The sequence below is a fragment of the Stenotrophomonas sp. ATs4 genome, from assembly GCF_051861585.1.
Taxonomy (GTDB): domain Bacteria; phylum Pseudomonadota; class Gammaproteobacteria; order Xanthomonadales; family Xanthomonadaceae; genus Stenotrophomonas; species Stenotrophomonas maltophilia_AS.
In genome coordinates this window covers 211,386-224,660 of sequence record NZ_JBLYPK010000008.1, presented here as the reverse complement: position 1 = coordinate 224,660, position 13,275 = coordinate 211,386, and the positions used below count along the sequence as shown (strand labels likewise).

The 13,275-nt window shown below is 66.9% G+C and carries 13 protein-coding genes; 11 read left to right on the top strand and 2 right to left on the bottom strand.

Going from position 1 to position 13,275, the window contains the following annotated elements; all coding sequences use genetic code 11:
• Positions 1-19 precede the first annotated feature (19 nt).
• Both asd and ABR323_RS15930 read right to left on the bottom strand, forming a co-directional pair.
• On the bottom strand, positions 20-862 hold the full coding sequence (gene asd / locus ABR323_RS15935) for an archaetidylserine decarboxylase (RefSeq protein WP_135274617.1): 843 nt from the start codon (positions 860-862) through the stop codon (positions 20-22).
• The gene (locus ABR323_RS15930) at positions 859-1,509 is read right to left on the bottom strand and encodes an SCO family protein (protein ID WP_439449995.1); all 651 of its coding nucleotides are present in this window, start codon (positions 1,507-1,509) and stop codon (positions 859-861) included. Before ABR323_RS15930 ends, asd begins: the two co-directional genes overlap by 4 nt.
• 122 nt (positions 1,510-1,631) lie before the next feature.
• On the opposite strand from ABR323_RS15930, the gene prmB reads away from it, so the two are divergent.
• The 11 genes from prmB (at position 1,632) to ABR323_RS15875 (ending at position 13,225) form a co-directional block, all read left to right on the top strand.
• The gene (prmB, locus tag ABR323_RS15925) at positions 1,632-2,558 is read left to right on the top strand and encodes a 50S ribosomal protein L3 N(5)-glutamine methyltransferase (RefSeq protein ID WP_439449994.1); all 927 of its coding nucleotides are present in this window, start codon (positions 1,632-1,634) and stop codon (positions 2,556-2,558) included.
• Between the two features lie 52 nt (positions 2,559-2,610).
• Positions 2,611-3,066: a hypothetical protein gene (locus tag ABR323_RS15920; protein ID WP_135274614.1), complete on the top strand. Its 456-nt coding sequence runs from the start codon at positions 2,611-2,613 to the stop codon at positions 3,064-3,066.
• Positions 3,056-4,159: a chorismate synthase gene (gene aroC, locus ABR323_RS15915; RefSeq protein WP_439449993.1), complete on the top strand. Its 1,104-nt coding sequence runs from the start codon at positions 3,056-3,058 to the stop codon at positions 4,157-4,159. Before ABR323_RS15920 ends, aroC begins: the two co-directional genes overlap by 11 nt.
• Positions 4,152-5,189, top strand: coding sequence for a 2-hydroxyacid dehydrogenase (locus tag ABR323_RS15910; RefSeq protein ID WP_439449992.1), 1,038 nt, complete (start codon positions 4,152-4,154; stop codon positions 5,187-5,189). The genes aroC and ABR323_RS15910 overlap by 8 nt, the downstream gene beginning before the upstream one ends.
• A gap of 92 nt (positions 5,190-5,281) precedes the next feature.
• Entirely contained in the window at positions 5,282-6,310 is a 1,029-nt protein-coding gene (locus ABR323_RS15905) for an aspartate-semialdehyde dehydrogenase (RefSeq protein ID WP_135274611.1), read from the top strand.
• Between the two features lie 167 nt (positions 6,311-6,477).
• A complete protein-coding gene (locus tag ABR323_RS15900) occupies positions 6,478-8,523 on the top strand; it encodes a FimV/HubP family polar landmark protein (RefSeq protein WP_439449991.1) in 2,046 nt (681 codons plus the stop codon).
• A 26-nt stretch (positions 8,524-8,549) separates the two neighbouring features.
• On the top strand, positions 8,550-8,912 hold the full coding sequence (locus ABR323_RS15895) for a VOC family protein (RefSeq protein ID WP_439450017.1): 363 nt from the start codon (positions 8,550-8,552) through the stop codon (positions 8,910-8,912).
• 32 nt (positions 8,913-8,944) lie between these two features.
• Complete coding sequence (gene truA / locus ABR323_RS15890) at positions 8,945-9,715, top strand: tRNA pseudouridine(38-40) synthase TruA (RefSeq protein ID WP_439449990.1); 771 nt, start codon at positions 8,945-8,947, stop codon at positions 9,713-9,715.
• A complete protein-coding gene (locus ABR323_RS15885; protein ID WP_135274607.1) occupies positions 9,712-10,368 on the top strand; it encodes a phosphoribosylanthranilate isomerase in 657 nt (218 codons plus the stop codon). Before truA ends, ABR323_RS15885 begins: the two co-directional genes overlap by 4 nt.
• A gap of 167 nt (positions 10,369-10,535) precedes the next feature.
• Positions 10,536-11,210, top strand: coding sequence for a hypothetical protein (locus ABR323_RS15880; protein WP_439449989.1), 675 nt, complete (start codon positions 10,536-10,538; stop codon positions 11,208-11,210).
• The gene (locus ABR323_RS15875) at positions 11,207-13,225 is read left to right on the top strand and encodes a hypothetical protein (RefSeq protein ID WP_439449988.1); all 2,019 of its coding nucleotides are present in this window, start codon (positions 11,207-11,209) and stop codon (positions 13,223-13,225) included. Before ABR323_RS15880 ends, ABR323_RS15875 begins: the two co-directional genes overlap by 4 nt.
• Positions 13,226-13,275: the final 50 nt, after the last annotated feature.

Here is a 13,275-nt window from a genome sequence, read left to right as displayed (position 1 = left end):
GGCCGGCACTACCGAAGTCTCAGCGCAGCTTCGCCAGCGCCTGGCCCAGCTGCACCGGGCTTTCCGCGCCCAGCTGCGGAGCGAACTCGGCCACGCCCGGCGGCAGTAGCACGATCACGGTCGAGCCGTAGTTGAAGCGTGCCATCTCGGCGAAGCGCTCCAGCTGGATGCCCTGGCCGCGGAAATCCTTGCGGGTGATCCGATCACCGTAGGCCGGAATCTCCTCGCCGCTCCACACGGTTTCCACGCCGGACACCAGCAGGGCACCGACCATCACGCTCACCATCGGGCCGAAGCTGGTGTCGAAATGACAGACCAGGCGCTCGTTGCGTGCGAACAGGCGCGGCACGCCCTTCACTGCGGCCGGACCGACGCTGAACAGGCGGCCTGGCACGTGCACGGTTTCGCGCAGGGTGCCGGTCCACGGCATGTGCACGCGGTGGTAGTCGCGCGGTGACAGGTACACGGTGGCGTACAGACCGTCGTTGTACGGCTTGGCGTCCTCGTCACTGCCCAGCAGTTCGGCAGCGGTGAACGATTGGCCCTTGGCCTGGAAGATGCGACCGGCCTCGATCTTCCCCAGCTGGCTGACGCGGCCATCGGCCGGCATCACCAGGCTGCGCGGATCGGCATCGGCCACGCGCGCGCCCGGCTTCAGCGCACGGGTGAAGAACTGGTTGAAGGTCGCATAGCTGCGCGGGTCTGGGTTGGCCGCTTCGTCCAGATTGACGTTGAACTTGCGGGTGACCGTGTCGATCAGCCAGCGCGATACGCGCGGATCGTCCGAGTACGCCAGCGAACGCGCCATCGAGGACAGCAGGCGGTGGGGCAGGGCGTACGTCAGGGCGGTGGTGAGGCTCATGGGGCGGTTTTCTCGGTCAGCTTCTGCAGGTCGCGGGCAATGGCCGGCGCGTTGAACGGGGGCCGCACCAGGCCGGCAAGGCGGCCCTGCGGGTCGAGCACGGCCAGGCTGGCCGAATGCTCGACGGTGTAATCCTCAGGGTTCTCGTCGAAGTGCTTGCCCGGCACCTTCTGGAACACGAAGCCCAGCGAGGTGGCGAAGCGCTCCAGCGAGGGAATGTCGGCGGTGGCGGCCAGGGTGTCCTTGTGGAAACCGTGCACGTACTCGCCCAGGCGGGTGGCGCTGTCGCGATCCGGGTCGACCGAGATGAACAGCACGCGCGGGCGCAGGCTGTCGGGCAGGGCCTCCCACTGGTTCTGGGCAGCGGCCAGCTCGGCCAGGGTGGTCGGGCAGACGTCGGGGCAGAAGGTGAAGCCCAGGAACACCAGGGTCCAGTGGCCCTTCAGCTCACCCGGTATCAGGCGGGTGCCGTCGGACTGGGCCAGGTTGAAGTCGGGCAGTTCACGGGTATGCGGGTACAGGGTGATCGCTTCGGTGGCCGGGGCATTGGCCGGCGGTTTCGGCGCAAACACCTGCTGGGCCGCCAGCAGGCCGAGACCCGCCGCCAGGGCGATCAGCAGGATGATGCCGGCGTTGCGATTGAACATGGGAGCCCCCGCGCGAAGTGGGCTCCATCATACCGGCTGCGGCCCGATCGTTTCTGCCGCAACGGATGCCGCCGCGGGCGCCAGCCTCTATAATCGGGGGCCACTTTGCCCGCAGTACCGCCATGACCGCTGAAACGGCCGCCGAACTCCACACGATCATCGATCTGATCCGCTACGGCACCAGCCGTTTCAACGAAGCCGGACTGACCTTCGGGCACAGCTACGACAACGCGCTGGATGAGGCCACCCAGCTGGTGCTGCACAGCCTGCACCTGCCGCACGATCTGGGCCCGGCCTATGGCCAGGCGCGCCTGCTGCAGGCGGAGAAGCTGCGCGTGCTGGACCTGTTCCAGCGTCGTATCGACGAACGCATCCCGGCCGCTTACCTGACCGGTGAAGCCTGGTTTGCGGGTTTGAGCTTCAAGAGCGACAAGCGCGCCCTGGTGCCGCGCTCGCCGATCGCCGAACTGATCGAATGCGGCTTCGAGCCGTGGTTGGCCGGCCGCGATGTCAGCCGCGCGCTGGACCTGTGCACCGGGTCGGGCTGCATCGCCATCGCCATGGGCCACTACTACCCGAACTGGGAGGTGGACGGTGTCGACCTGAGCGATGACGCGCTGTCGCTGGCCGAAGAGAACAAGGAGCGCCTGCAGGCGCACAACGTCACGCTGCTCAAGTCGGACCTGTTCAACGGCCTGACCGGCCGCCACTACGACCTGATCGTCACCAATCCGCCGTACGTCACCAACGACGAGACCGATGCGCTGCCGCAGGAGTACTCCTACGAGCCGGAGATGGGCCTGCGTGCCGGCGACGATGGCCTGGACCTGGTGCTGAAGATCCTGCGTGACGCGCCGCTGCACCTGAGCGAAGACGGCCTGCTGATCTGTGAAGTGGGCGAGTCCGAGCAGCACCTGATCAAGCTGCTGCCGGAAGTCGACTTCGCCTGGGTCGAATTCAAGGTTGGCCAGATGGGCATCTTCGCTGTCGAATGCCGCGAGCTGATCGCGCACAGCGCGCGCATCACCGAGCTGGCCAATGCCCGATAGAACGGCCAGGGTGTCGCGCATCTGCTGGACCGACCTGGTCCTGCTGTTGCCGATGCTGATGCTGTTGCCGTTTTCCGTCGGCATCATGCTGGCCGCGCTGAAAAGCGGGGTGGCCTGTCATGCCGGCGATACGATGAACTGCACCTATGCCGCAGCGCCGAGGGAACAGCTCTGGTACCACATCAAGGGCGTTGTCTTTGGCGCCAGCGGTCTGCTGGGCGGCATGGCGGTCACTCTGGCCGCGGTGATGTCCACGCCGGACCTGCAACGGCGGCGTGGATTGTCCCGGTTGCTGGCCGCAGGCCTGCTGCTGGGCTCGGCGGTTGCGCTGTGGATGCTGTGGACCCGCTTGTCGCGTGATGCGACGGGCCTGGGTGCAATGGCGTTCGTGATGAGTTTTACGGTGCTGCCGGTGCTGGTTGCCGCGCGACACCTGCCGCGGGTGCTGCGCGCGGCGCTGTCTGGTCCCGCCATCCCCCCGATCCCCCCGGTCTCCCATGTCCAGTAATACCTTTGGCAAACTGTTTTCGGTCACCACGTTCGGCGAATCGCACGGGCCGGCCATCGGCTGCGTGATCGATGGTTGCCCGCCGGGGCTGGCGCTGGACGCGGCCGAGTTCGCCCACGACCTGCAGCGCCGTGCCACCGGCAAGAGCCGGCACACCTCGGCGCGCCGCGAGGCCGATGAGATCGAGATCCTGTCCGGTGTGTACGAGGGCCTGACCACCGGCACCCCGATCGCGCTGTTGATCCGCAACACGGATCAGCGCAGCAAGGATTACAGCAACATCGGCCAGCAGTTCCGCCCGGGCCATGCCGACTACAGCTACTGGCACAAGTACGGCATCCGCGACCCGCGTGGCGGCGGCCGTTCCTCGGCGCGCGAGACCACCATGCGCGTGGCCGCCGGTGTGGTCGCCAAGAAGTGGCTGGCCGAGCGCTTCGGCGTCACCGTGCGTGGCTACCTGTCGCAGTTGGGCGAGATCACGCCGGCCGGTTTCGACTGGTCGGCGGTGGAAGACAATCCGTTCTTCTGGCCGTATGCAGCGCAGGTGCCGGAGCTGGAGGCGTACATGGATGCGCTGCGCAAGTCCGGTGATTCGGTTGGCGCGTGCGTGGACGTGGTCGCCGACAACGTGCCGCCCGGTTGGGGCGAGCCGATCTACGGCAAGCTCGACGGCGACCTCGCCGCCGCGCTGATGAGCATCAACGCGGTCAAGGGCGTGGAGATCGGCGACGGTTTCGCCAGCGCCGTGCAGAAGGGCACCGAACACCGTGACCTGCTGACCCCGCAGGGTTTTGCCAGCAATCACGCCGGCGGCATCCTTGGCGGCATTTCCACCGGCCAGCCGGTGGTCGCCTCGATCGTGCTGAAGCCGACTTCCAGCCTGCGCCTGCCTGGCCCGTCGCTGGACACGTCCGGCAACGTGGTCGAGGTGGTCACCACCGGTCGCCACGATCCCTGCGTTGGCATCCGCGCCACGCCGATCGCCGAGGCGATGATGGCACTGGTGCTGATGGACCAGGCGCTGCGCCATCGCGCGCAGTGCGGCGATGTCGGCACCATCACCCCGCGTATTCCCGGTCAGTTCGATGGCTGATACGCGGCCGACGGTATGGGTGAGCCAGCCGCTGATCGACGCGGCCATCGCGCCGTTGCGCGATCGCGTACAGCTGCGCACCACCGATACCGTTACCGCGTGGACGCCCGACCAGATCGCCGAACAGCTGGCCAGCGCCGACGGCGCCATCATCACCCTCAACGAGCGCATCGGCGCGGCCCAGCTGGCCGATGCCACGCAGCTGCAGGTGATCGCCAATGTCGGGGTCGGCTACAACAACCTGGACGTCGACGCGCTCAGTGCGGCCGGCATCCTCGCCAGCAACACCCCGGACGTTCTCACTGAAACCACCGCCGATCTCGGTTTCGCGCTGCTGATGGCCACCGCGCGCCGCATCACCGAATCCGAGCGCTGGTTGCGCGAGGGGCAGTGGCAGCAGTGGTCGTTCCAGACCATGCTCGGTGCCGACATCCACGGCAGCACGCTGGGCATCCTCGGCATGGGCCGCATCGGCCAGGGCGTCGCCCGCCGCGGCGCGCACGGTTTCGGCATGAAGGTGCTGTACCACAACCGTTCGCAGCTTCCGGCCGCGACCGAAGCGGAAGTGGGCGCCACCTATGTGGACCTGGATACGCTGCTGGCGCAGTCCGACCACCTGTTGCTGGTGCTGCCGTATACCGCGGCCTCGCACCATCTGATCGATGCGGCGGCGCTGGCGAAGATGAAGCCGTCGGCCACGCTGGTGAACATCGCCCGAGGTGGCCTGGTCGATGAGATCGCGCTGGCCGAGGCACTGGCCAGCGGCCGCCTCGCTGCAGCCGGCCTGGATGTGTACGAAGGCGAGCCGAAGGTGCGCCCGGAACTGCTGGCGCTGCGCAACGTAGTGCTGACTCCGCACATCGGCAGCGCGTCGCTGGCTACGCGCACGGCGATGGTACAGCTGGCCGTGGATAATCTGGTTGCCGGGCTCGGCCTGGACGGCAGCCCATCGCGCATGCCGAGCGCGATCAACGCTGACGCGGCGATGGCCGCGCGCGTGACTCTGGGCAAAAAAACCGGGAAACGATAGGGAACCTCCGCGCATCCCGCTTGAGGAGGTTCCCCGAACCCAGCTGTCGTGCGTGATTTTTCCCCATCCCCGTTTTCGTGAGAGTTTCCCCCATGAGCAATGCACAGCGCAGTTTCCACGTCGCCGTCGTCGGTGCCACCGGTGCGGTTGGCGAGACCATGTTGTCGATCCTGGCCGAGCGTGATTTCCCGGTCGGCACCCTGAGCGTCCTCGCCTCCGAGCGCTCGGCCGGCGGCGAGATCGAGTTCAACGGCCAGAAGGTCAAGATCCAGGACCTGGCCACCTTCGATCCGACCGGCGTCGAGATCGCACTGTTCTCGGCTGGCGGCAGCGTGTCCAAGGAATACGCGCCGAAGTTCGCGGCGGCAGGTGCGGTGGTGATCGACAATTCCTCGGCCTTCCGTTACGACGATGACGTGCCGCTGGTGGTGTCCGAGGTCAATCCGGAGCAGGTCGCCAACCGTCCGCGCGGCATCATCGCCAACCCGAACTGCTCGACCATGCAGATGCTGGTGGCGCTGGCGCCGCTGCACCGCAAGTACGGCATCGAGCGCATCAACGTCTCCACCTACCAGTCGGTGTCCGGCGGTGGTCGTTCGGCAACCGAAGAGCTGGGCAAGCAGACCGGCCAGCTGCTGAGCTTCCAGGAGATCGACCCGCAGCGCTTCCCGGTGCAGATCGCCTTCAACCTGATCCCGCACATCGATGATTTCCAGGACAACGGCTTCACCAAGGAAGAGATGAAGCTGATCTGGGAGACCCGCAAGATCCTCGGAGACGACAGCATCCTGGTGAATCCGACCGCAGTGCGCGTGCCGGTGTTCTACGGCCACTCCGAGTCGGTGGCGATCGAGACCCGCGACAAGGTCACCGTCGCCGAAGCGCGCGCGCTGCTGGAGCAGTCGCCGGGCATCGAAGTGGTTGATCGCCACGAGGCCGGTGGTTACCCGACCCCGGTCACCCACGCCTCGGGCACCGACGCGGTGTACGTCGGCCGCATCCGTGAGGATCTGTCGCATCCGCGCGGCCTGAACCTGTGGATCGTGTCGGACAACGTGCGCAAGGGCGCAGCGCTGAACGCCGTGCAGTTGGCCGAACTGGTCGCTGCCGAACAGCGCTGATCACCGCGGTTGCCTCATCGGTAGTGCCGGCCGCTGGCCGGCATTGCCGTGATGGGGGATGTGCGTCTTTGCCGGCCAGCGGCCGGCACTACCAGACCGTGCAGCCGAGCATGGGCTCGACTCGATATGGGTGCGGACCCCGGTCCGCACGCTTTATAGTGTCGCCCATGAATAAACGGGCCAAGGGCGCAAAACGTCCGCTCAGCTATCTTTCCGCCGCGTTGCTGGCCCTGGCCAGCAGTTCGGCGCTTGCCCTGGGTTTGGGGGACATCCGTGTCCTGTCCAAGCCGGGCCAGCCCCTGCTGGCTGAAATCCCGGTGGTCTCGGCCGACCCGTCCGAGCTGGAAAACCTGCGCGTAGCGCTGGCTTCGCCGGTTACCTTCGAGCGCGTAGGCCTGCAACGGCCGACCGGGCTGGTCAGCGAACTGCAGTTCGAACTGACCCGCGACACGCAGGGCAGGGCGGTGGTGCGGGTGACCTCGCAGGCGCCGGTCGAGACCCCGTCGCTGAGCTTCCTGATCGAAGCGGACTGGGGTCAGGGTCGGCTGGTGCGCGAGTACTCTGCGCTGGTCGATGCTCCGTCCAGTGCACTGGCCGTGGCCGAACCGGAGATCGTTGCTCCTGCAGGCACCCTGTCCAACACCATCGTGCGTGAAGCAGCGCCTGAGCCTGCAGCGGCTGAAGCCGCAGGCGCGGCAGAGCCCGTGCGTGCTTCCGCTGCGGCACCGGCACCGGCACCGGCACCGGCACGCCCGCGCGCAGCGGCCACGCAGGTCGCCGCGCCATCAGCCGATGGCAGCGTTACCGTGCAGCGTGGGCAGACCCTGTCTCAGATCGCAGGCGCAGTTGCCCGAGGCAATCAGGTCAGCCGCGACCGCGCGATGATCGCCCTGCTGCGCGCCAATCCCGAAGCCTTCATTCGTGGCAACGTGAACCTGCTCAAGCAGGGCGCGGTGCTGCGCATGCCGGGCAGCGATGCGTTGGCGGCAGTCGATGCCGCCGAGGCTGCCGCGCTGGTGCGCGAGCACGTGGCGCAATGGCGACAGGCGCGCACCGTGCCGCAACCGGCGGGCACGGTTGCCCCGGTTGCCAAGGCGGTCGCGACCACCGATTCTTCCCCGGCTGCGGCCAACGGGGCACGACTTGAGATCGCTCCGGCGCTGGCGTCCGACGCCGCGCATGCGGGCACAACCACCGGCACCGCTGCCGGCAGCGAGGGTGACATGCTGGGCAACGAACAACTGCGCCAGGCGCGTGAGGACATCGCCACCCGCGATGCCGAGATCGGCGAACTGAAGCAGCGCGTCGCCGACCTGGAAGCACTGAAGCAACAGCAGCAATCGCTGATTGCCATGAAGGACAATGATCTGGCCGCCGCGCAGCAGCGCCTGGCGCAGGCTCCGGGCGCACGCGACGCAGCAACGCCGTGGTATTGGCTGGGGCTGCCGGTGTTGCTGTTGGCGGCCGCTGCGGCCTGGCTGCTGCGCCGTCGCAAGCCGTCGCCCCTGCCGCCGCTGCGTGAAGAAGACGATGCCGCCGGGCTTGCCGCTGCGGTACCTGCCGGTGCTGCGCTGGATACCCTGGCCGAGCAGTCTTCATGGTCGTCGGTGGTTGCTGAAGGGGGCCGCCAGGAGCCGGCGATGCCGGCCTGGGCTACCGAAACCGAAACGCAGGGCGATGCAGATGCTGGACCGACGGCCGGCCACGCTCCGCCGGCCGACTGGCAGGATGAGACGCTGCGCTCCGAACAGGTGGTGGAGCTGCCTGCAGCAGTGACCGATCTGCCACGCTGGGACGAACCGGTGTCCGTGCATGACGACGGGTTCGTTGTCGAACAGCACCCGGATGAACCGGTAGTTCAGGCGCCCGCTGCCGAAGTCGGGGTGCCGGACTATGCGCTGCACGCCGAACAACAGCCGCAGTTCCGTGGCGTATTCGACCTGCCGGCGGAGTCGCACGAGGCCGTGGTCGACGCCGTCCACCATGACCGTGTCGATGACGCGCACCCCGATGACGTCGGACCGACGGAGGCTGTGCCTGCCAGCGATGCTGGATGGTCGCCACGTGCCGGCCAGGAACGGCTGGAGCTGGCCATCGCCTATCTTGACCTGGGTGATGCACAGACGGCGCGTACCCTGCTGCTGGAAGTCGCCGAAGGCGGCGATCCTCACAGCCAGACACAGGCCCGCGAGCTGCTGGCGCGATTGCCGTGACCGAACCTGCCGACAAGGACCGTGCCATGAGCCGCGAGCACCGTATCGATTACGTCGAATTCGCCTCCAGCGATCCCGCCACCAGCCGCGCTTTCTTCGAGAAGGTGTTTGGCTGGTCATTCGTCGACTACGGCAGCGATTACACCGCCTTCGACGACGGCCGCCTGCAGGGCGGATTCTTCCGCGGCCAGCCACAGCGGGCCACTGAGAGTGGTGCACCGCTGCTGGTGCTGTATGCCGATCAACTGGCGCCGGTCGAAGCGGCCGTGCGTGATGCTGGCGGTGCGATCGTGCGCCCGGTGTTCTCTTTCCCCGGCGGTAGCCGCTTCCAGTTCGTCGAGCCCGGTGGCAACGAACTGGCGGTCTGGTCCGAGCGCGACCCGGCCTGAGCGTCACCCCCTCCGAAACTTCGAGGTAGCACATGCGTTACGCGCTTGGCGTCGAGTATGACGGCAGCGATTTCCGAGGCTGGCAGAACCTGGGCGAGGGTGGCCCCAGCGTGCAGGCCAGTCTTGAACAGGCCCTGTCATCGGTGGCGGATACGCCGCTGCAGGTGGTCTGTGCGGGTCGTACCGATGCCGGCGTACATGGCCAATGCCAGGTCGTGCATTTCGATACCGACGTGGTGCGCGACCCGCGCGCCTGGATGCTGGGCACGACCACCCGCCTGCCGCGCTCGATCGCGGTGCGCTGGTGCGTTCCGGTCGCCGATGATTTCCACGCCCGCTTCTCCGCACGCGCGCGCCGCTACCGCTATCGGCTGCTCAACCGCGAGGTGCGGCCGGCGCTGGAGCGGCAGACCCTGAGCTGGGAGCGACGTGCGCTGGATGAAACGCTCATGCACACTGCCGGGCAGGCCCTGCTTGGCGAGAATGACTTCAATGCATTCCGCTCGGTGCAGTGCCAGGCGCGGCATGCACGGCGTGAACTGCAGTCGCTGCAGGTCAGCCGCCACGGCGAGGTGATCGAGGTCGCAGTACAGGGCAATGCATTCCTTCATCACATGGTCCGCAATATCGTCGGTTCGTTGATCCTGGTGGGCAGCGGCGAGAAACCGGTGGAATGGATCGCTGAACTGCTGGCTGGGCGCGATCGCACCGTAGCCGGTCCCACCGCACCGCCGCAGGGCCTGGTGTTCCTTGGGCCCCTGTACCCCGACAACTGGCATCTGCCCGCCGAGGTCACGCTATGAGCCGCTCCTACTACCGCACGCGCATCAAGTTCTGTGGCATGACCCGCGCCGGCGATGTCCGCCTGGCCGGTGAGCTGGGCGTGGACGCAGTGGGTTTCATCTTTGCCCGTGAAAGCAGCCGCCGGGTGGCCCCGGCCGAGGCCCGCGCGATGCGCCAGGCGATCGCGCCGATGGTCGACGTGGTGGCGCTGTTCCGCAACAACAGCAAGGAAGAGGTACGTGAAGTGCTGCGCACGGTGCGGCCGACCCTGCTGCAGTTCCACGGTGAGGAAGACGAGAGCTTCTGCCGCAGCTTCAACATGCCGTACCTGAAGGCGATCGCCATGGGCGGGCGTGAAGAGGTCAACGCCCGCACCCTGCAGCTGCGTTACCCCAGCGCGGCCGGCTTCCTGTTCGACAGCCATGCGCCGGGCGGCGGTGGCGGTACCGGCGTGGCCTTCGACTGGAGCCGCGTCCCGACCGGGCTGCACCGGCCGTTTCTGTTGGCCGGCGGCCTGAACCCGGAAAACGTCTACGACGCCGTGCTGGCTACCCTGCCCTGGGGCGTGGACGTCTCCAGCGGCATCGAGCTGGAGCCGGGCATCAAGGACGGTTACAAGATGCGCACCTTCGTCGAGGAAGTGCGTCGCGCGGACTGCACGGTTCTCGAGTGATTGGCGTCACCATTTGCGGCGATTCGCACGCAGATTTGAGCCTGCACGCATTCTTCACATAGGATGGACCCAAGCGCGCCTGCCATGAGGGCTGGCGCGGGGATCGACGGGGCGCGCGCTGCGCGTCCCGAACGGGCGCCTGACGCCCCAGCCCAGGAAGGCAAGCGATGCAGGAATTCCTCACCGTCGTGTTCGGGTATCCCACCCTCCCGTACAGCATCGTGCTGGCGGTGGCGGTGCTGTACTGGGGCGTAGCCGCCTTCGGCCTGGTTGATGACGGTTTTGGCGAGGCAGGGGCCGACGGCGCGCTCGGCGGCGATGCCGACCTGACGGGCCTGTCCGCGCTGCTGGCACGATGGGGGCTGGGCGGGGTGCCGCTGATGGTCGTGATAACCCTGCTGAGCCTGTTCGCCTGGGTCCTGACCTACTTCATCCACCTGTACCTGCTGCTGCCGCTGCCCGACCTGCTGCGCTGGTCACTGGGCACCGTGGTGGCCGTGCTTGCGCCGCTGCCGGCAGTGCCGGTCACCGCGCTGCTGCTGCGCCCCATCCGCCGCTTCCTGCTACGCCTGCGCCCCGTGCCGCAGGCCTCGCTGCTGGGCCGCGTTGGCGTGGTCGCCTCGCCCAGAGCGGACACCCGCCACGGCCATGCCACTGTCGATGATGGGGGCGCAGGGCTGGTACTGCAGATCCGCAGCGACATCGAACTGCAGCGTGGTGAGCGCATCGTGCTGGTCGAGCACATCGCCGCACAGCATTACTACCGGGTGGTTCGCGCCGACGCGATCGCCCTCGATTTCCAGGACAACCTGCTTCCGGGCAACAAGGAGAATCATCAATGACGTTGGCATCCGTGCTCCCCTTCCTCATCATCGTGGGCGGCATTCTGGTCCTCCTGCTCGGTGTGGCGGGCCTGTTCAAGGCGTTCTACCGCAAGGTCGACCAGGGCGTGGCCCTGATCGTCAACGACATGAGTTCCACGCCGAAAGTGCACTTCACCGGCGCCCTGATCATTCCGGTGCTGTACCGCGCCGAGCTGATGCGGATCAGCCTGATCACCCTGCAGATCGACCGCCGCGGCAAGGAAGGCCTGATCTGCCGCGACAACATGCGTGCCGACATCGCCGTGGCCTTCTACCTGCGCGTCAACGAAACCCAGGCTGACGTGCTGCGCGTGGCCAAGGCCATCGGCGCTGACCGGGCCTCGGACAAGCACGCTGTGGATGAACTGTTCAATGCCAAGTTCTCCGAAGCGCTGAAGACGGTGGGCAAGAAGTTCGACTTCACTGAGCTGTTCGAGAAGCGCCAGGAATTCCGCGATGAGATCATCGCGGTGATCGGCAACGATCTGAACGGCTATGTGCTGGAAGACGTGGCCATCGACTATCTGGAACAGACCCCGAAATCGCTGCTGGACCAGTTCAACATCCTCGACGCACAGGGCATCCGCAAGATCACCGAGCTGACCGCCGCACAGAACGTGGTGACCAACGAGCTGGAGCAGAACGAGAAGCTGGCCATCACCAAGAAGAACGTGGAAGCACGCGAGGCGCTGCTGGCGCTGGAACGCCAGCAGGCCGAGGCCGAAGCACGGCAGAAGCGCGAGATCGACACCATTCGCGCGCGCGAGGAAGCCGAGACGGCCAAGGTGCAGGAAGAGCAGCGCCAGCTGTCCGAGAACGCGCGCATCGAAGCACAGCAGCTGATCGAGATCCGTGACCAGAACCGCCTGCGCGAAGTGGAAGTGGCCGAGCAGAACCGTCAACGCGCGGTCGCCATCGAGGCCGAGCGCGTGGAGCGCGCGCGCCAGCTGGAGCAGGTTACCACCGACCGTGAAGTGCAGCTGCAGGGCGTGGAGCGCGACAAGGTGGTCGAGCAGGGCAAGATGGATGTGGCCAACATCACCCGCGAACGCATCTCCATCGACAAGACCGTGGCGCAGGAAGAAGAGCGCATCAAGGAAGTGCGCGAGGTGTCCGAGGCCGATCGTCAGAAGCAGGTGCTGATCCTGGAAGCCGAAGCGAAGGCGCAGGAGTCGCTGGTACGTGAAGTGAAGGAAGCGCAGGCGCGCGAGACCGCGTCCAAGCACCGTGCGGTTGAACTGACCACGCTGGCCCAGGCCGAGCACGAAGCCGCCGGCAAGCAGGCCGAAGCCAAGCGCCTGCTGGCCGATGCGTTCCGTGCCGAGCAGGCTGCACCCGGTCTGGCCGAAGCACAGGTGCGCGAAGCGTCTGCACTGGCCATCGAAAAGGTGGGTATCGCTGAAGCGCGGGTGATCGAAGCCAAGGCCGAAGCCAACCTGAAGCAGGGCAGCAACGAAGCCCGCGTGCTGGCCGAGACGCTGCAGGCGCAGGCACAGGGCGAAGAAAAGATGGGCCTGGCCCGCGCTACCGCCACCGAATCGCTGGGCAATGCCGAAGCGGGCGTTGTGCAGAAGAAGCTGCTGGCCGAGGCCGAAGGCCTGGTCCGCAAGTTCGAAGCCATCGCCTCGCTGAGCGACCAGGCACGTGGCCACGAAGAGTTCCGCATGATGCTGGACAACAGCCTGAAGCAGGCCCTGGCCTCGATCGAAGCCGGCAAGGAAGTCTCGCGCGAGAACGCCGGCGTCATCGCCAGCGCACTGCGCAACGCCGACATCGATCTGGTGGGTGGCGACGGCGGCATGTTCGAGAACCTGATCAAGGCGGTCTCGCTGGGCAAGTCGATTGAAGGCTTCGCCGGCAAGAGCCCGATCGTGCAGGAGCTGATGCAGCGTTACCTGGGGGTCAACGTGACCGACAGCGCACCGCGGCAGATCGCCGAGGACGTGCAGAGCGTGCCTGTCACCGCCACCCCCGTGGTCGACAGCGCACGCTGATCCCCCCGGCGATGGCGCGTGCCATCGCCCACCGTGCCGGCCGTTTCGAT